This is a genomic window from Streptomyces sp. NTD91 (assembly GCF_059510455.1).
The window spans coordinates 1-18,311 of record NZ_JCAJZW010000030.1 but is presented as its reverse complement, the minus strand read 5'-3'; the positions used below and the strand labels follow the sequence as shown (position 1 = coordinate 18,311).

Sequence of the window (18,311 nt, the reverse complement as noted above, 5' to 3'; positions counted from 1 at the left end):
CGCGAGCGGGGAAGGTCCTCCCCGGCAACCGGACCACTTGGAACAGGCTGCAGCAGGTCCCCGGTGACCGCGCCCCGGCAGGTGCCCCACCGGCGAGACTCAGGCGACAGGTTTTCCCTCGTTTCTACGACGCCCACTGGGTGAAATTGGTGAAATGGGCGAGCAGACGTTGCACGATCCGACCGGCCCTCCCGCCGCGGGCGAGAGTCGCGCCCATGTACTCGACGTGCGTCGGGCCCGCATGAGGAGCGGCGATGGTGACGGCCGGCAGGGCGGTAGTGCCGTCGCGCATGCTCAGGCAGTGCGGTCGGTCCGGCGCTGTTCGCTTTGACGGCTTTCCCCAGTGCCGCTTGGGGCGCAGGGTGCCCTCATCGTCGAGGTCGTTCAGCACGGCGGGCAGGCCCTTGGCAAGCATCTTGGTGCGGACGGTGCCGAGGATTTTGGCCATGAAGAATCCTCCGGCGCCGGTGAAGCCGCTGTGCTGGTGCCGATCAGCAGGTCGCCGTAGCCGCCGAAGTCCTGGCTGAGCGCAATGAGATGAGCCCGGAGGACCCCGAGCCACAGATCGCCGCGAGCGCCCTGCTCGCCCTGTGGCCCATCCAGTTCCAGGCGCTGCGCGGGCATCTGAACCGCGTCCGGACCCCGGAGCAGTCGCACCACCACGGACACCAGGGCCGGGGCCGCGCCGCCACGCAGCCGGCCGATCAGCCCCCTCCGTCACCGTGCTCGCCCGCCGCATGCTGCCCCAGCACGCCCGGACCTCGGGCATCGCCCTGCTGACCGTCGCCTTCAGCGTCGGCCAGGCGATCGGCCCGCTGGTCTCGGGCCTGCTGTCGGACTCCGTCGGCGGCATCGCCAAAAGCCTGTGGCTGTCCGTCGTCCTGCTGGCCGTCTCCGCCGTGGCCGCCCTCGTCCAGCGCGAGCGCGGATCCGCCGAGCAACCGCACCTGGACGCGCCGACGTCCGTTCCCGTTCCCGCCGACCAGCCCGCGACCACGCGCTGACCGCGCGTCGAAACCCGAAGGAGTTCCCCTCATGTTCGAACGCATTCTGGTCGCTGTCGACGGCACCCCCGCTCCGTCCGGGCCCCTGCCCCATGAACCAGAGGAGATCGCCTTGAGCAGCTCACACCTTCGTCTTGATCCCTTCGCCCAACGTTTCCTGGCCGACCTGGAGGCCCAGGGCGCGCCGCCCCTGGAGCGCCAGACCCCACAGGAGGCCCGGGCCGGTGACCTGGCGGGTCAGCTGGCCGGGGACGTGCCGATGCCGCCCGTGGAGATCGACGAGCGGAGGCTTCCGTCCGGGCCCGGCGGGGAGGTGCTGGTGCGGGTCGTCCGGCCGGAGTCGGCTGCCGGCATGCTTCCCGCGGTGATGTACTTCCACGGGGGTGGCTGGGTTCTGGGCGAGGGGAACACCTACGACCGCGCCACCCGCGACCTGGCCCACGCGGCCGGCGCGGCCGTGGTCTTCGTGGAGTGCAGCCGGTCCCCGGAGGCCCGCTGTCCGAGGGCCGTCGAGGAGGCCTACGCTGCCACCGCCTGGATCGCCGAGCACGGGTCGGACATCGGGCTGGACGGCGCGCGTCTCGCGGTCGCGGGCGACAGCGCGGGAGGCAATCCGGCCGCGGTCACCGCGCTGCTGGCAAATCGGCGCGGCGGTCCCCGGCTGGTCCACCAGGTGCTCCTGTATCCGGCGCTGGACGCCGGACTCGACACGCCCTCCTACTGCGAGTTCGCCGAGGGCCCCTTCCTCACCCGCTCCCAGATGGTGTGGTTCCGGGACCACTATGCCTCGGACACCGCTGTCCGAGGTGAGTCCACCGCCTCCCCGTTGCGTGCCACGAGCGACGAACTGGCCGGACTGCCGCCCGCGTTGGTGGTCACGGCCGAGGCGGACGTGCTGCGGGACGCGGGCGAGGCGTACGCGCTTCTGCTCCTCGACGCAGGGGTGCCGGTCGTGGCGGTGCGCTACCTGGGGGCGATCCTCTCGTCCACCGCGCAGAACCCGCTCGCCGCCAGCCCCGTCACCCGGGCGGCGGCCGACAGGTCGGCCGGACGCTGCGGCAGGCCTTCGACGCCGGCAGCTGACTGCCGTCAGTAGGGCTGTGCGCGACCGAACCGCTCGGCCCCGTGCCGTTCCTCGCTCAGCACGTTGGCCGCGTGGATCAGCGCGACATGTGTGAACGCCTGGGGGAAGTTGCCGAGTTGTGCTCCCGTCAGTCCGATCTCCTCCGCGTACAGGCCCACCGGGTTGGCGTACAGAAGCATCTTGTCGAACGCGTAGTGGGCCTGCTCCAGCCTCTCACTGCGGGCCAGCGCCGCCGCGTACAGGAAGCTGCAGAAGTTGAAAGTGCCCTCGCTGCCGCGCAGTCCGTCGGGAGAGGCTTCCGGGTCGTAGCGGTGGACCAGGCAGTCGGAGACGAGGTCCCGCTGGATGGCGTCCAGCGTGCCGGTCCACTGCGGGTCGTCGGGCGCGAGGAAGCCCACCGCGGGCATCAGCAGGAGCGAGGCATCGAGTGCCTCGGTGCCGTAGTACTGCACGAACGCCCCGCGCCGGGCGTTCCACCCGTGCCGCATCAACTGGTGGAAGACGGTGTCACGGGCCGTGGTCCACCGCGCCAGGTCGGCGGGGCGGGCGTATCGTGTGGCCAGCTTGACGCCGCGTTCGAAGGCGACCCAGCACATGAGCCTGCTGAAGGTGAAGTCCCGGCGGCCGCCGCGCGTCTCCCACACGCCCTCGTCGGGGCGGTCCCAGGCGTCCGTCAGCCAGTCCAGCAGGCCGGCCAGGTTGCGCCACCCTTCGTAGCTGCCGAGTCCGACCATGCGGTGCGAGCGCGCCAGGGCGTCCAGCACCTCACCGTAGATGTCCAGTTGGAGCTGGTCGGCCGCGCCGTTGCCGATCCGTACCGGCCGCGAGCCGTGGTAGCCCTCCAGGTGTTCCAGGATCTCCTCGGGCAGGTCCGGGTCGCCGTCCACCCGGTACATCGCCTGCAAGGGTTCGCCGGAGACAGTCTTCGCCTCCGTGACCCGGTCGCCCAGCCAGCGGCGGAAGGCTTCGGCCTCCTCGACGAACCCCAGGTCCAGCAGTGCTCCCACCGACAGTGCGGTGTCCCGGAGCCAGGTGTAGCGGTAGTCCCAGTTGCGTTCCCCGCCGATCAGTTCGGGCAGGCCCGTGGTTACGGCGGCCACCATGCCCCCGGTGGGCGCGTAGGTCAGAAGCTTGAGCGTGATTGCCGAGCGGTTCACCACGCTCTGCCGTGGCTCTCGGTTGCCGCAGGTCCGCAGCCACGTGTGCCAGAAGGACGAGGTCTTCGCCAGCTCGGCGCACGCATCTTCGAGCGTGAGCGGGGCCGGCGGGCGGGTGTGCGCAGCGCAGGCCGTGAGCAGCGCGGCAGCCGTCTCGCCGCTGCGCAGGACGGCTTCGGCCCGTACGTCGCAACCGTCCCCGCGCAACTCGAACGGTTCGGTGACCTGGAGGTGGAGGTCGGTTCCCGGCCCCTGGAAGTGGGCCGTGCCGTGGTCCAGGGCGGTGCGCGGAAAGGCCCGCCCGTAGTCGAACCGGGGGCTGCAGCGCAGCGTGAAGCGCACCTCGCCGCGTACGACGCGCACGAGCCGCACCAATCGGTGGGTACCGGTGGCCAGCTGGGGGCGTTCCACCGGCATGAAGTCGACGACTTCGCCGGCACCGCGTGGGGTGAGAAAGCGGGTCACCAGTACCGCAGTGTCGGGCAGGTAGAGCTGGCAGTGAACGGCGCTGCGCCCTGTGGCGGTGAGTTCGAAGAATCCGCCGCGTTCGTGGTCGAGCAGCGAGGCGAAAAGGCTGGGGGAGTCGAAGCGCGGCGAGCACCACCAGTCCACGACGCCGCTGGACGTCACCAGTGCAGCGGTCTGCAGGTCGCCGATGATCCCATGTTCCGCGATGGGGGGATAGCGACGCATGGCGACGAATCCTTCCGCCGGCGGTCCCCGAGAGGTCATTCCAGGCTAGTGCGCGCGGGGGGCGTGGGCATCCACGGTGCCGAGCAGTCGGCCTGCCAGTCCGGTCAGAGTGACGACTCGGCACACTGCGGTACTGGCCGAGGCCAGGCGGAAGTCGCGTCCCCGCCGACGGCACGCCGCCTGCGCGTCCGCCAGCGGGCGGACCACAGCCGCGTCGATGAAGGGGAGGCGGGCCGTGTCCACCGCGATGCCGCCGGTCCGCTCGACACACCGGGTCAGCACGGCCGTCAGGGCCGGAGCCCCGGCGATGTCCGGTTCGCCCTCGAGCCGGACGAGGACACCATCGCAGACGCGGGGCAGGCTGATCCGAAGGTGTTCCGAGCCTTGGACCACGGCCGGCGACGACTTCCGGCGGCACGGGTGTGAGGAGGGCGGGATCACCGCGGACGGGTCGGGCAGCGGGTGCGTCGTGGTGCCGTTCATGTGTGTCCTCTCGTTGTCTGCAGCGTTCTGTGTGTGTGGGCCGTCCACCTGTCCCAGCTTTCGCCGGTCCCGGCCACCGGGCATCGGCCGTGACGCGGATTGACCGCCTCGCTCCTGAGAATGATGTGAGGTCGGCGCCTCGGTCCTGGGGTCTCGTCACCGCGGAGTGCACAGGGGCAGCACGGCCCGGACGAGGTAGCCGCCTTCGCGACGCGGACCGGTGTACAGGGAGCCGCCCACTGTGGCGACGCGCTCGCGCGTCCCGACCAGGCCGTGTCCACCACCGGGCGGCAGTGCGGGCCGCTCCGCACCGTCGGGGGGTCCGTCGTCGCGCACCGTCACGGTCAGCCGGTCGTCCCGCCGGTCCAGGAGGACCGCCGCGTGGGTGAGCCCGGCGTGCTTCAGGCTGTTGGTCAGGGCTTCCTGCACGATCCGGTAGGCCGTGAGACCGGTTCCGGCCGGTACCGGCCGGGGGATGCCGGCCGATGACGACCAGACGTGCAGTCCGGCTGCTCGCACGGCGTCCGGAAGGCACGGGATGTCCGCGACGCCGGGTCCCTGGGCCCTCGTCGCCTCGCTCTCCTCCTCCGTGCGGAGCACCTCGAGGAGTCGGCGCAGCTCGACGACGGTGGCCCGGCCGGTTTCCTCGATGGTGGCGTGCAGTTCGTGGATCCTGTCGGGGTCCCGCTCCCGGACCCGGTCCGCGGCGGCGGCCTGGACGACGATCAGGCTGATGTCGTGGGCCACGACGTCGTGCAGTTCGCGGGCGATCCGAGCGCGCTCCTGCAGCAGTGCGGCTCGTGTCCGCACCTGCTGTTCCTGCTCCGCCGCCGCTTCGTCGAGCGTGCGCGCCATGAGGGCCCGGCGTGACCGCACCCGGCACCCCAGCACCCACCCGGCCACCGTCGGGACACCGGCCCCGGCCACCGCAAGGCCGAGGGAGACGGCGGCGCCCCCGACCGGCCGGGACAGCACGAGCACGGCCGTGGCGGCCGCAGCCAAAGACACGACCAGCAGGGCTTCGGCGGCGTGGCGGGACTCGCGCAGTCGTGCGGGCCGCCCGCGACATCTTCGGGCGCCCGCGTCTCACCGATTCGTCGTCCTGCCCCCGTCGTCGGCAAGCAGAACGCATGATCGCGTCTGACCCGCGAAACCCGTGCACGAGCCGGTGAACGCAGAAGGCGACGGGCGTGCGTCAGGGCTGAATGTTCTCCAGGTCCTCAAGGAGGCTGGAGTGCGTCGGCTGCCACCCGAGGGCATTGCGGGTGTGGGCGCTGGACGCCGGCTGGTCCATGGCGAAGATCGGACCGAACGGGCCGAAGGCCTCCTGCGGAACCTCCTTGACCGGCAGGCCCAGCCGCCGGCCGATGACCGTCGCGATGTCGCGCACCGTGTCGCCTTCGTCGGCGACGGCGTGCCAGGACGTCCCGGCCGGTGCCGACTCGAGGACCAGGCGGAACAGGACCGCCGCGTCGAGCGCGTGCACGGCCGGCCAGCGTTGGGTGCCATCGCCCGGGTAACCGGACACCCCGGTACGGCGCGCTGCATCGACCAACAGGCCGGCGAATCCGCCCCGGCCCTCGTCGTGGACCGTGCGCGGCATCCTGACAGCCATACTGCGCAGACCACGCGAGGCGAGGTCCAGCAGCGCTGTGACCGAACGGCCCCGACCGCCCACCGGTCCGTCGGTCGGCAGCGGATCGGCCTCGGTGGAGGTGCGTCCAGGCACCCAGGGCGTACCCGAGACCGTGACGATCGGGCGATCGCTTCCGATGAGTTCCTGCCCCAGCGCGGTGAGAGCGGCGCTCTCCTCGGCGATGGCCTGCGCGAGCGCATCCGGACTGCTGTAGTCGCGTCCGAACGCCAGGCTGATCACGCCGTCGCAGTGCGCAGCGCCGGACCGCAGGACGTCGAGGTCCGTCAGTTCTCCTCGCAGCACCTTGGCACCAGCGCTCTCAAGGGCCTGCGCGGAGCCGTCCGAGCGAGCCAGTGCGAGAACGGTGTGGCCGTTGCCGAGCAGCTCGGTGACGACGGCGGAGCCGATGGTGCCGGTACCGCCGGTGATGAAGACGTGCATGAGCTCTCCCTGAAAGTGATGGGACTCTTGTCCCATCACTGACCATACACGGTGACGGGACAGGTGTCCCATCACTTATCCTGTTGCCATGGCCAGATGGGAACCAGGGGCACCCCAGCGACTCGTCGTTGCGGCGGTCGACCTGTTCACCGAGCAGGGGTACGACGCCACCACGGTGGCGCAGATCGCCGAGCGCGCCGGCGTCACCAAGAGCACCTTCTTCCGGTACTTCTCCGACAAGCGCGAGGTGCTGGTCGCCGGGCAGGAGACGCTCAGCAGGCTGCTCGCCGAGGGCATCGCCGAGGCGCCGGCGGGTGCCAGCCCGCTCGAGGCGGTGGCGGCCGGTCTCGAGCGCGCATCGAGCGCCATGGGGCCGACGAATCGCGAAATCGGCCCCCGCCTCGAAGCAGCCGTGGCGGCCAGCACCGAACTTCAGGAGCGCGACGCCCTCAAGAGCGTCGGTCTCGCGGCCGCCATGACAGCCGCGCTCATCGCACGCGGTGTCCCCGAACCGACTGCGCATCTCGCGGGCGAGCTGGGGGTCCTCGCGTTCAAGCGGGGCTACGCCCAGTGGTGCGAAAGCGATCGCGAGGACCCAGCAGGGCTGGCGCCACATGCACTGGCAGCCCTGGACGACCTGCGCGCGGCCACTGCGTCGCTGGGCTGATCGATGCCGCCCAGCTGTGCACCGGCCGGGCCCCCTCGGCGCCGTGCGCTCATCCGGCGACGACACGTGTGTGAACGGCTGCGCGCTCGTGGCGTTCGATCGCGGTTCTTGGGAGAGGCAGAGGCCGGATCCTGTTCTGGAACAGGCCGCCGAGTCCGGTGACTGGGGCGATGTCGGGTCTGGGCCGTTCTTCGAACACTGCGATCCCGAGGAGGCTCAACGGCGGTTCCGGAGTGCCGCTGAGGCCGGTGAATGTGACGCCGGGCACCTCCAGGCCGTGTATGCGATGGGCGCGTCCTGTGATGACGTCGAGGAGGGCGTCGGGTGGCTGCGGCAAGGTGGTGCCGAGCGGGGGCATGACGACGCGCGACTGGAGCCTGGTCGCGGGTTACGTGGCGGATCCGCGGGGACATGCGCGACCAGTGACGGATCACCCGCTGTCCGGCAAGCGCTCGACGGGGCGGTGAGGCCTCGTCGTTCATGCCGCTGCGTCACCTCCGCTGTCGGGTGTGCGCCGCTTCCCTCGTTTCACACTGCGCTCTCCGTGCGCCGTCCGACCGTGCTGACAGCGAAGTTGATCCGCGAAGGTCGGCGCATCGCGTCGGACTGATTGGCTGTCAACGGACGACCGTGCACACCCGCTGCCGGAAGCCGTGAACAAAGCCAGACCTCGAGTCAGTAACCGGCGAGAGGCCAACAAAACCACCGGGCCAGTACGCGTACCTCTTGTGGGCGGGCGAAAACCGGACGGCCTTCGCTCGTCCGAATCAACGCATTGACGGCGCGTCAGTGAGCGGAAAGCCTAGCTTTCGCACCCGAGAACCACATTCCAGACACATGGGGGAACAATGGTTCGCAGAAGCCTTGTTCAGTGGATCGCCTGCGTGGCTTCCGCTGCCGCGCTCTCGACCCTCGGGCTGGTCAGCACGGCTGCGGCGAACGACGCAGGACCTGCGCGACCGGCCACCATGCACTGGTACATGACTCCGAACCACGGCAACGACTGCGCGCTCAACATCCGCAGTTCCGCGAGCACCAGCGGAAAGATCGTCGGCCATCTCTCGAATTGCAGCAAGGGCGCCTGGTGCTGGTACCAGAGGAGCAACTGCGGCTCGCCGGTCACGGGCGGCTCCTACATGTGCAACTACGCAGACGGAAGCGGCGGACTGCACGACAACGAGTGGACGCGCGTGGCCGACACCAAGGGAAAACTCGCGTACGTGGCCACGGGGTGCGGTTTCGCCCAGCGACTGTAGACGTACCGCACGTCGGCAGTCTCCCGCATGGCGCCGACCGCTCGTGCGGCTGGTGAGACGGCGGGGCACGGGTGGCCACCGGGACGCGCCCTCGGCGACCACCCGCAGGTTGGCGAGCGTCAGCGGGCTCGGTGGCCTTCCCGTTCAGGTGGGTCAGCGGCGTGGCTTCCGGTACGGGCAGAAAGGCCGGTGAACGGCGCACATGCCGTGCGAGCGCGATCCGCTGCGACGTCGCACCATGCGCCAGTGCGATCCGCATGAGACTCCCTCGGCTCGATGGATCACCGGCTCAATGGATCAGGGACTCAGGCCGTCGGTCAGGGTGATGGGGTGCCAGGGCGAGAGCGCGATGCAGTCCCGCTCCGCCGTGTTCAGCAGATCACCGCCACCGCGCATCCGAGCCACCTGGTCCGGCGCCATCGGCTTCGACCTGGTCACCGTTCTTGTTTCGATCCCGCTCCTGTCTGATCTCGGACCAGCGGACGACGGGCGGGATCACCAGTCCGGCCACGACGAAGATCCCGCCCATCAGACACCAGCCAGGCTCACCCCATTCGATGCAGAGAAGACCCAGGACGGAAGGTGCCGCGGCGCCGGCCAGGCCATCGGCGAGCTTGGTGACTCCTGCGTATTGTCCCTGCACGTGCGCGGGTGCGAGGCTGTAGCGCAGCTCGAACGAGGCGGCGGTTTGCCAGAGTTCGCCGATCGTGTGCACGCCGGTGCCGAGCAGGATGACCAGCGTGGCCGTCCACCCCGGCATGCCGGCCGTCAGCCCGATGAGGGTCATTCCGGTCAGGAACGCCCACCCCGAGCGGCGCCAGGCACGGGCGGCGGCTGCATTTGTGTCGATCCCACGGCTCGCCCTGACCTGCAAGGCCACCACCATGCACGTGTTGAGCAGCGCGGCCGTACCGACGAACCAGCGTGGTGCATGGGTATGCCCGACGATCCACAGCGGCAATGCGAAGACCAGCACGTCGCCCTGCAGTGACATGGTGGCCTCAAGCACGGCGAATGCCAGATAGGGCAGGTCCTTGAGCGCGGCGCGTCGGCTGGTTCCCGGGGGCACTGGAATCGGCGGCAGGTGGGGGAGACGTCTGACGACGACCGCGCTGGCCAGGAAGCTCAACGCGTTGCCCAACACCAGGCAGATGTAGGCCGTGCGTGTGTCCAGTTGGATGACGAGGCCGGCCAGCAGGGCCCCGATGCTCCCGGCAAGGTTGACGGCCGCACGCATGTAGGCTCGGAACCTCGTGGGCTTCTCGCCGGCGAGGCCGCGCATCAGCGGGGCGCGAGCTGCCGTGCTGGCCGAACTGGCTAATTCGGTGAGGCAGACCACGACCACGAACAGCCAGAACGAGTGGACCAACGCCAACGCGGCCATCGCGAAGGCTTGTACGGAAAGAGTCAGCAGATAGATCTCGCGAGGGCCGTGCCGGTCGGCCAGACGTCCGACCGGAATGCCGGAGAGCAGACCGACCAGGGCGCCGGTGCCCATGCCGAGTCCGACCTGCGCCACTGGCAGTTCGATGACGCGAGTGAAGAAGAGCGCGGAGCTGAGCATGAACATGCCGCTGCCGAGCTGGTTGATGAAGGTCGCGTTCGCCAGCGTGCGCCTGGGGCCGGGTTCCAGGAGTATCCCGCGGGAGACGAGCCAAGCCTCCCGCCGGGGAGGGCGCCCATCGGACAGCCCGCCTGATGCGCGACCGGCGCCGCTTCCCCTCGCTTTTTCCATATCCACGGACCGCCATCCTCAGCTGGACCGAGCAGGGGAAGAGCAAGCCCTGGTGAAGGACAGTCTCCGGCCGGCTCGGTAACAGGCCATCGCAGCTCATTCCTGCTGCCGACCTGGGAGTATGGAGTCGCGATCACCATGTCGAGAAGGCACGGACGGCGGGGAAAGAATCACATCGCGTACAGGAACTTCTCCTTACTGGGCCGCGTTGACATTCACGTAAACGCCAGCAGAGAGAACGTGGCGATTGAGGGGCGGCAGACTCGGGGCTGGCCGGGCTGTCGATCTGCGGCTTGCTCGCATCGCACCCAGGCGTCCAACGTGCTGAATCAGCGCGAGGTCAGCCCGGTGAAGGGCGCGATCCAGGACGGCCCCGACACCGTGATCGCACCAGGCACAGCGTGATCGTTTCACCCTGGGAGTGGTAGCCGAGCGACTTGTCGTCGCTCGCCGAGCAGCCCGGCTGAAGGAGCAGACCGGACGCGTTGCTCATCGGTCCTCGTGCGTGGCCAGATTCGCTCGCTCGATGCTCTCCCGGCCGGATGTCGCGGCCAAGCTTGCCAGCAGTGTCAGACGCTCGGCGGTCGGCGACTCCGGCCCGGCGAAGTAGGTCAAGATTGTCAACCCTCGGTCGAACGACAGCTCGATCATCTCGTAGTCGAGTTCGAGCTCTCCGGCGATGGGACGGTTGATGCGCTTCCGGCCGGTGTTGTGGTACTTGACGTCGTATGCGGCCCACCGGTTCCTCCCGCGGCCTCGGCCGCGAGATCGTCACCGCGGCTCTGGCCGCCGGACACCGGGTGATGGCCACCGCCCGCGACCCCCGCACGCTGGATGATCTGGTCGCCGAACACGGCGACCAGATCCGTACCGACCGCCTGGACGTGACCGACCCGGACGCCGCCGAGCGCGTTGTCGCGGAGACCTCTGACGCCTTCGGGCGTCTGGACGTCGTGGTGAACAACGCGGGCCAGGGCGACCGTGCCTCTTTGGAGGACTCCACTCTGGAGGCCTTCCGCCGCCAGATCGACACCAACTTCTACGGCACCGTGTACCTCAGCCGGGCCGCCCTGCCCCTCCTGCGCCGCCAAGGTGGAGGCCACATCATCCAGGTCTCCTCCCTCGGCGGCCGCATCGGCAGCCCCGGCATGACCGCCTACCAGTCCGCGAAGTGGGCTGTCGGCGGCTTCTCGGAGGTCCTGGCCACCGAAGTCGCACCCCTGGGCATCAAGGTCACCGTCCTGGAACCCGGCGGGATGCGTACCGACTGGGCAGGACCCTCCATGCACATCCCACCGGTCAGCGAGCCCTACCAGGCCACCGTGGGAGCGGCAGCAGAAGCGATGCGCAACTTCTCCCAGGAGGCGAACGGCGACCCCGCCAAGGTCGCCCAGGTCGTACTCACCGTCGCCGGCCTCGACGAGCCCCCGCTGCGCCTGCTGCTGGGCGCCGACGCCTACACCTACGGACGCGCCGCCTGGGCCCGACGCCTGGACGAGGACGTGAGGTGGCAGCACCTGAGCATCTCCACCGACCACGACCAGGTCGACAGCGACGGCGCACGATGGCCCAGCGAATAGAGGCTCTTCCAGGTCCGGATCATTCGGCGTATCGGAGGCGGAGGCGGACGAGCGCCACGCAGGGGGAGTCCGGCAAGGCGGCCGTCCGGGGCCTTGTCGTAACGGACGGCGAGCCCCCGCCGGTCTTTGACCTTGACTGAGGAGCCGCACAGGTAGGCGCCAGGTCATGGTTGGCGTTGTGGGCGTGTGTCCCAGCGGTGGATGCTCAAGGCGCGGCGGACGAGGCTGCGGATGGTGATGATCGTGTCTGCGAGGCCGCGTCCTTGCGGGGTGCGGACTCTGCGACGCGGTAGCGAAATCCGCCAGGGTTGGGCAGCAATTCGGTGAGTTGGGTGCGCCGCGCCATCGGTTTACCGTCGTCCGGTTCGCCGCGGTAATCGACCATGTGGGAATTGGAGCACTCGCCTACCCAAAAGGCAGGGCGGCCGGCCGCCGTAGAGGGTTCACTGCCGCCGGGCCCGGACATCCGTCGCGAGGACTGCGGGGAACCCGCAGGCGGCCTGCGGAACAACACCGATTCCTCCGTAATCGCCCGGGGCCCAGAATGGATGGCGGAGCCCCGGTAATCGCGTCGGCCGAACACGGCCCGCCGCCGATGCGCCGGAGCTTTCGCTCCCCGGTTGTCAAGCGCGCATCGCGTGCACTGAATTTCCACGGAAAGGTGATTGCCATCAACAGGCGAACGTTTTCCAAGCTCCTCACCACAGGCGCGGTAGCGGCTTCACTGCCGACGATCTCGACGGTATCCGCCGCGGCGGTCACGAACGACCACAGCGCAAGGACCGCGGCAGCGGGTCTGCCGAATTCGCAGCGGAAGACCGGGAAGAGGATCACGTCCTTCGGCCCGCTGAAGCAGATCGACGCCGGCGTGCTCAACATCGGCTACGCCGAGGCCGGCCCCGCCGACGGACCTGCCGTGATCCTCCTGCACGGCTGGCCCTACGACATCCACAGCTTTGTCGAGGTGGCGCCCCTGCTGGCGGCCGAAGGCTATCGAGTCATCGTCCCCTACCTGCGGGGCCACGGCACGACGCGCTTCCTGTCCAGCACCACCTTCCGCAACGCCCAGCAGGCCGCGGTCGCCCTCGACATCATCGCCCTGATGGATGCCCTCAAGATCGAGAAGGCGGTTGTCGGCGGCTTCGACTGGGGATCGCGGACGGCCGACGTCATCGCGGCGCTCTGGCCGGAGCGCTGCAAGGCCCTGGTCTCCGTCTCCGGCTATCTGATCACCAACCTGCCGGCCAACAAGCTGCCGTTGCCGCCGAAGGCCGAGTGGGCATGGTGGTACCAGTACTACTTCGCCACCGACAGGGGCCGGCTCGGGCTCGAGGAGAACCGGAACGACTTCGCAAGGCTCATCTGGACGAACGTCTCCCCGACGTGGGACTTCGACGACGCCACGTTCGAGCGCACCGCGACCGCGTTCGAGAATCCCGACTACGTCGACATCGTGCTCCACGACTACCGCTGGCGGCTGAGTCTGGCCCCTGGCGAGCCCCAGTACGACGGCATCGAAAAGCAGCTGGCCGCAAGGCCCGCCATCACCGTGCCCACCATCACCATCGACGGCAAGTACGACCCCTTCACGCCTCCCGGCGACGGCGCGGCCTACCGCAGCAAGTTCACCGGCAAATACGCCCACCGAACCTTCCAGGTCGGCCACAACGTGCCGCAGGAAGCACCCCGCCACTTCGCCCAGGCTGTCATCGACGTCGACCACTTCTGATCGGCATCAGCTCGCGCATACGCCCGGCGGACCGGGTCAGACGCTCCGCCGGGCGGCGCCCGAACCGCACCCGAACAAACCGGACCGGAGAGAATCAATGCTTGAGAACCGCACTCTGGAAATCATCATCATCGCGGCCGTGGTGCTGCTGCTCTTCGGAGCCAAGCGGCTCCCCGACGCCGCGCGAGGGCTGGGCAAGTCCCTGCGGATCTTCAAGTCCGAAGTCAGCGCGATGAAGACGGACGGGGCCGTGTCGGCCGTCGGCGTCCCGCCGAGCGTCGCGGCCGGCCCCACCGAGGCCGACGCCGACCACCGCGTCGCCGAGCCGACGTCGATCATCCGATCCTGAGCGCACCACTCGCCCACCCCAGAGCCGACCGCACAGAGGCTGAAGCACCATGGTGAACGAAACTCAGCAGGCTGGACCACGCCCGTCAGCGCGGCACAAGAAGGTCAGCAAGGGGGTCATGCCGCTCACCGAGCACCTTCGTGAACTGCGCCACCGTCTCGTGGCCTCGATGCTCGCCTTGGCGATCGCCACCGTCGTCGGCTGGCTGCTCCACGGCTGGCTGCTCCACCAGCTCACCGGGCCGGCCTGCGCCATCACCCATCTCCACGGAGTGGGTCAGCCGACCAGCCAGTGCCCCAACGGCCTGCTGGTCAACACGGGAATCCTCTCCCCGCTGTCACTCAGCTTCAAGGTCGCGCTCACCGCCGGCGTCATCCTGGCCAGCCCCGGGTGGAGCTACCAACTCTGGGCCTTCATCGCCCCGGGGCTCTACAAGAGGGAGAAGAAGTACGCCCTCGGCTTCGCGTTCGCCGCCGTACCCCTCTTCTTCGGCGGCAGCTACCTCGCCTACGAGATCTTCCCCAAGGCACTGCAGGTCCTGACGAGCTTCAACCCCTCATCCTTCTCCCTGTCGCTGCCGGGAGACGAGTTCCTCGGCTTCTTCCTCCGCATGGTGCTGGTCTTCGGTCTCTCCTTCGAAATGCCCCTGCTGCTGGTGCTGCTGAACTACCTCGGCATCGTCAGTGCCGACAGACTGCGCAGCTGGTGGCGTCAGACAGTCTTCCTGATCTTCGTCTTCGCTGCGGTCGCCACACCCACCGGCGACCCGCTCACCATGACCGTCCTGGCTGCCCCCATGTGCCTGCTCTACTTCCTCGCCCTCACCGTCGCCACTCTCCACGACCACGCGGAGAAACGGCGCCTCGCCGAGAGCCCCGACGGCCAACTCGACGACCACCAGGCATCCGCACCCGACCTCACCCCCTCCGTCCTGGACCTTCCCGAACCGGTTGACGTCTCCCGTCTCGTATCCGCGCAACCCACCGCTGCCCACCCGGACGACATCGCATGACCCGCCAGGCCGCCCGCGACCAGTGGGATGAAAGCGAAACCTCCTGTGGCAGCACTGCGCCGGCCACACCGGTTCGCTCGGCTGCCGACACGTCTCAGAGACACGGGATCCCCATCTTTCAAGGCACGGCTGCCTGCTCTGCGCGAGCTTCCACATATCCTGGACGGGCGATTTCTCGAGGAGTAGTAGAGTGATATTCGACATCGGTCCGCTCGAGATTGTTTCACTCATAGTTCTCGGATTGATGATTTTCGGTCCAGACAAGCTGCCGAAGATGATGAGCGAGGCCGGGGCATTCATCCGCAAGTTGCGGGAGATGACCGACAGTGCCAAGCATGAAATCCGCAAGGAGCTGGGCCCCGAGTTCCAGGACATCGAGTTTCAGGACCTGAACCCCAAGGCCTTCGTCCGCGCACAACTGGACAGGCACAGCGATGAACTCGGCGTGACAGAAGTCAAGCAGCTTCGGGACGACGTCACACTGGAGGCGCCGACGCCGAGTCGCTGGGCCCGGGCAAAGGATCATCGCTAGTGCCGCAACAGGCAACGTTCGCCCCTTCGCGACGCCCGGCACGCTCCCCCACTGCCTCAAGGGCGTGGGAGGTGCCCCCACTCGCCGCACCGGGCACAAACCCAAGATCCAGTACGAGGGCATGCACCCGGCACGCCGAGAGCACGCACCGGACGCCGCTCCTTGACGGGAAAACGTTGCCTGCCGCGGCACTAGGGCGTGTATCGAAAGTCCCGTCTGGTCCGCGACGCCTGGCACGGCACCTCGCCGCGTTGTCGGGGATCGTCCACGTACGCCCGGTACGAGGACGACCCTCCGCCTTGCGATACACCGCACCAGACGCCGCGGACCCCGCCCTCCGGGCGGACGACGCCACTTTCGAAACACACCCTAGATGTCACGCCCCTTCGGGTCGGAGAGCGATGAGGATGTCAGGTCGCCGGCGTCGACGTGGAACCCGACCACCCGCTCGACTACGCAAAGACCGGCCGCCCGTCCGCGCCGGTGCGGATCTGTGGGAGCCCGGGGTCGAGATCCCCTCGGGCTCCCCGAGTGCCGGACTGGCGGGCTTCACGTCGTACCGTTGCTTCCATGAACGCCGACCCCGCCGAAGGGGGGACCTCGTGTCACGCCTGAGCGTGGTGATCGCGGACGACCACCCCGTGGTCCGTACCGGCATGCGCGTGCTGTTGTCCCAGGACGCATCCTTCGAGATCGTCGCCGAGACCTCGACGGTCCCGGATACCCTCCAGGCCGTGCAGAAGCACCAGCCGGCGGTGCTCGTCCTGGACCTGACCATGGCCGGCCAGTCCAGCCTGCCGTCGATTCCCGACCTGATCACGGCGTCACCCGGCACCCGGATCCTGATCCTCACGATGCAGGAGGATCCTGCGTTCGCCCGCGCGGCACTGCGGATCGGGGCGGCCGGGTATCTGCTCAAGGAAGCGGCGGCGGAGGAACTGGTCGGCGCGGCCCACCAGGTCGTGAAGGGAGGCACGTATCTCCAGCCAGCCATGGGTGCCCGGCTGGCCACCGCAGACCTCGGCAGCCCCGGTACTGGTGCGGATGCCGTGTTGACGGCGCGCGAGCTCGAGATTCTCTCGCTGCTCGCCGCAGGACACACCAACCTGGAGATCGCGCGACGTCTCCACGTGTCCGTACGCACGGTGGAGACCCATCGCGCCAGGATCCGGGACAAGCTCGGGACCGAGACCCGGGCGGAACTGATCGCCGCGGCGCGAGAGCGCGGGCTGCTCGGATGAAAGGCGCACGACGACTCCAGGCCGGCCCCGTCATGGAGGCCACCGGTGCCGCGCTGCTGGTCGTCGCCTTCGCGATCGAGGTCGTCCAGCAGCAGCCCCGCTGGGAGATGAGGCTCTCCCTCGGCTCTGCGGTCGTCTTCCTCGTCGCGGCCGCCCTGAGCACCGCCGTCCGACGGGCGTGGCTGGCGGGCCTGAGCGGGCTCTCGCTCATACTCGCCGTGTCGCAACTGGTCCGTATGACGAAAGAGCCACTGTTCAACGGCCTGGACATCGTGCCCGTCCTGCTGATCGCCTGCGCCGCCATACTGGGCCGCAGTGCGTTCCAGCGGCGCCGCGGGCTCGAGCTGGGCAGAGCCCAGGCCCGCAGTGACGGCGAAGAACGAGAACGTCGCCGCTGGGCCCGTGAGCTGCACGATGAGACCCTGCAAGAACTGGGCGCTGTTCAGGTCATCCTGTCCACCGCGGCCGGCACCGGCGAACCTGCCGCAATGCAGGAGGCCATCAATCAGGCGCGGAGCCTCATCACGAACCAGATCACGTCACTGCGGCACCTGATCGTGGAGCTGCGCCCCTTCGCCCTCGACCAGCTCGGACTCGCGCCCGCTCTTGAGACGCTGTGCCAGCGCACCAAGGCGACCTTCGGGCTGGACGCCGAACTGCGCGTCGCAGCCGGATGGGACGGGTGCGACGACAAACTGTCGTCGGAGGCGCAGGCGCACATCTACCGCATCGTGCAAGAAGCCGTGAGCAACGCGGTCAAGCATGCGCAGGCCTCCCTGATCCTCGTGGAACTCGACGGTGACGACGATGCGATCAGTGTGAGGGTCAGCGACGACGGCCGAGGGTTTGCGCGGCTGCCTTCCACGTCGGTCGACCACCCCGAGCTCCGCACGATGGTCTCCACGGGCACCGGGCTGCCGGCCATGCGCGAGCGCGCCCAGCTGGTGGAGGGGCAGCTTCGCGTCCGCTCGGTCCCCGGCGAGGGCACCTGCGTCACCCTCAGAATCCCCCGCCGTGGGAACGGGGTCCGGCCAGGCCCGGCCAGGATCTCCGGCGCGGTGTGGTCGGAGTAGCCGTGGCGGCCCGGGAAGGCGCGCAGGTACTGGGGCCCGAGGTGGCAGGCTGTCGTTGCGGTCGGACAGTGGCGTAAGAGGTCGGAACATGTCGCGGTCCGGCGTCGCGGACAGGTGGAGCACCTGCGGGGTGGCAGGCCCGCGCGCGGGCGAGGAGCCGCTCTTCCGTCCGCCGTTGCTTCCGACCGGGTGCTCGCGGTCGCGGGTGAGCATGCGGCGCTCGGGCAGGAGCGGGGGCGGCACGGGCAGCAGCCGGTAGTGCTCCGACACCGAGCCGCTGCTGACGTCGATCGTGGAGGCCCCGGACGCAGACACCGCGGCCCGGCTCCGCGAACGATGGCTGTGGGCGATCGCCACAGGCGCCCGTGGCAGGCGCAGACGTGCACCTCCTCGGGCCGGGCCGGTATCGGCGCTCCCGGCTTCAATGCGTGCATCCGGCCCCCGGGGCCGTGTCCCCGTCGTGGTGTAGCCGATCACGGTCCGCCGCCTCCGCTTCGGAGTCGGCCGGTACGTGCCTTTGCAAGCCGTCGTGCGATCACCACTGGTCAGGCCCGGCGAGCCTCAACAGGGCCTCCGGCGGGGGCGATTCGGGCCGCGACCTGGGGATTCCGTCAGCTTGATCGGCTACACCACTCGGCG

At 69.2% G+C, this 18,311-nt stretch carries 18 protein-coding genes; 11 read left to right on the top strand and 7 right to left on the bottom strand.

Annotation, left to right across the window (positions count from 1 at the left end):
- Positions 1 to 124 precede the first annotated feature (124 nt).
- The gene (locus AC5WRT_RS26610) at positions 125 to 448 is read right to left on the bottom strand and encodes a hypothetical protein (protein WP_496093768.1); all 324 of its coding nucleotides are present in this window, start codon (positions 446 to 448) and stop codon (positions 125 to 127) included.
- Positions 449 to 590: 142 nt separating this feature from the next.
- On the opposite strand from AC5WRT_RS26610, the gene AC5WRT_RS26605 reads away from it, so the two are divergent.
- Positions 591 to 1,004 carry an MFS transporter gene (locus AC5WRT_RS26605; RefSeq protein ID WP_496093769.1) on the top strand — a complete coding sequence of 138 codons (414 nt, stop codon included), beginning with the start codon at positions 591 to 593 and terminating at the stop codon, positions 1,002 to 1,004.
- A 31-nt stretch (positions 1,005 to 1,035) separates the two neighbouring features.
- The gene (locus AC5WRT_RS26600; RefSeq protein ID WP_496100663.1) at positions 1,036 to 2,100 is read left to right on the top strand and encodes an alpha/beta hydrolase; all 1,065 of its coding nucleotides are present in this window, start codon (positions 1,036 to 1,038) and stop codon (positions 2,098 to 2,100) included.
- On the opposite strand, the gene AC5WRT_RS26595 is transcribed toward AC5WRT_RS26600, so the two are convergent.
- The 4 genes from AC5WRT_RS26595 to AC5WRT_RS26580 all read right to left on the bottom strand — a co-directional run bounded on the left by AC5WRT_RS26595 (position 2,094) and on the right by AC5WRT_RS26580 (position 6,498).
- Complete coding sequence (locus tag AC5WRT_RS26595) at positions 2,094 to 3,938, bottom strand: glycoside hydrolase family 15 protein (RefSeq protein ID WP_496093771.1); 1,845 nt, start codon at positions 3,936 to 3,938, stop codon at positions 2,094 to 2,096. The two genes, AC5WRT_RS26600 and AC5WRT_RS26595, sit on opposite strands and share 7 nt — an antisense overlap.
- A gap of 45 nt (positions 3,939 to 3,983) precedes the next feature.
- On the bottom strand, positions 3,984 to 4,421 hold the full coding sequence (locus AC5WRT_RS26590; protein ID WP_496093772.1) for an STAS domain-containing protein: 438 nt from the start codon (positions 4,419 to 4,421) through the stop codon (positions 3,984 to 3,986).
- Positions 4,422 to 4,577: 156 nt separating this feature from the next.
- Positions 4,578 to 5,429, bottom strand: coding sequence for a sensor histidine kinase (locus AC5WRT_RS26585; RefSeq protein WP_496100662.1), 852 nt, complete (start codon positions 5,427 to 5,429; stop codon positions 4,578 to 4,580).
- A gap of 187 nt (positions 5,430 to 5,616) precedes the next feature.
- The gene (locus AC5WRT_RS26580; RefSeq protein WP_496093775.1) at positions 5,617 to 6,498 is read right to left on the bottom strand and encodes an SDR family oxidoreductase; all 882 of its coding nucleotides are present in this window, start codon (positions 6,496 to 6,498) and stop codon (positions 5,617 to 5,619) included.
- Positions 6,499 to 6,586: 88 nt separating this feature from the next.
- Here AC5WRT_RS26580 and AC5WRT_RS26575 point away from each other — a divergent pair, with 88 nt between their 5' ends.
- Positions 6,587 to 7,165, top strand: a complete 579-nt coding sequence (locus tag AC5WRT_RS26575) for a TetR/AcrR family transcriptional regulator (RefSeq protein ID WP_496093776.1) — start codon at positions 6,587 to 6,589, stop codon at positions 7,163 to 7,165.
- A gap of 980 nt (positions 7,166 to 8,145) precedes the next feature.
- Positions 8,146 to 8,421, top strand: a complete 276-nt coding sequence (locus tag AC5WRT_RS26570; RefSeq protein ID WP_496093777.1) for an SH3 domain-containing protein — start codon at positions 8,146 to 8,148, stop codon at positions 8,419 to 8,421.
- Between the two features lie 379 nt (positions 8,422 to 8,800).
- Here the strand turns inward: AC5WRT_RS26570 and AC5WRT_RS26565 are convergent, their stop codons facing one another.
- Complete coding sequence (locus AC5WRT_RS26565; RefSeq protein WP_496093791.1) at positions 8,801 to 10,156, bottom strand: MFS transporter; 1,356 nt, start codon at positions 10,154 to 10,156, stop codon at positions 8,801 to 8,803.
- Between the two features lie 489 nt (positions 10,157 to 10,645).
- Positions 10,646 to 10,849: a hypothetical protein gene (locus AC5WRT_RS26560; RefSeq protein ID WP_496093792.1), complete on the bottom strand. Its 204-nt coding sequence runs from the start codon at positions 10,847 to 10,849 to the stop codon at positions 10,646 to 10,648.
- A 35-nt stretch (positions 10,850 to 10,884) separates the two neighbouring features.
- Here AC5WRT_RS26560 and AC5WRT_RS26555 point away from each other — a divergent pair, with 35 nt between their 5' ends.
- From AC5WRT_RS26555 to AC5WRT_RS26525, 7 genes are all read left to right on the top strand, one after another.
- The gene (locus AC5WRT_RS26555) at positions 10,885 to 11,736 is read left to right on the top strand and encodes an SDR family NAD(P)-dependent oxidoreductase (protein ID WP_496093778.1); all 852 of its coding nucleotides are present in this window, start codon (positions 10,885 to 10,887) and stop codon (positions 11,734 to 11,736) included.
- A 544-nt stretch (positions 11,737 to 12,280) separates the two neighbouring features.
- The gene (locus AC5WRT_RS26550) at positions 12,281 to 13,465 is read left to right on the top strand and encodes an alpha/beta fold hydrolase (RefSeq protein ID WP_496093779.1); all 1,185 of its coding nucleotides are present in this window, start codon (positions 12,281 to 12,283) and stop codon (positions 13,463 to 13,465) included.
- Positions 13,466 to 13,562: 97 nt separating this feature from the next.
- Entirely contained in the window at positions 13,563 to 13,814 is a 252-nt protein-coding gene (gene tatA / locus AC5WRT_RS26545) for a Sec-independent protein translocase subunit TatA (protein WP_496093780.1), read from the top strand.
- 118 nt (positions 13,815 to 13,932) lie between these two features.
- Positions 13,933 to 14,826: a twin-arginine translocase subunit TatC gene (gene tatC / locus AC5WRT_RS26540; RefSeq protein WP_496093781.1), complete on the top strand. Its 894-nt coding sequence runs from the start codon at positions 13,933 to 13,935 to the stop codon at positions 14,824 to 14,826.
- Between the two features lie 190 nt (positions 14,827 to 15,016).
- On the top strand, positions 15,017 to 15,358 hold the full coding sequence (locus AC5WRT_RS26535) for a sec-independent translocase (RefSeq protein WP_496093782.1): 342 nt from the start codon (positions 15,017 to 15,019) through the stop codon (positions 15,356 to 15,358).
- 602 nt (positions 15,359 to 15,960) lie between these two features.
- Positions 15,961 to 16,599, top strand: coding sequence for a response regulator (locus AC5WRT_RS26530; RefSeq protein ID WP_496093783.1), 639 nt, complete (start codon positions 15,961 to 15,963; stop codon positions 16,597 to 16,599).
- A complete protein-coding gene (locus tag AC5WRT_RS26525) occupies positions 16,596 to 17,672 on the top strand; it encodes a sensor histidine kinase (RefSeq protein WP_496093784.1) in 1,077 nt (358 codons plus the stop codon). The genes AC5WRT_RS26530 and AC5WRT_RS26525 overlap by 4 nt, the downstream gene beginning before the upstream one ends.
- Positions 17,673 to 18,311: the final 639 nt, after the last annotated feature.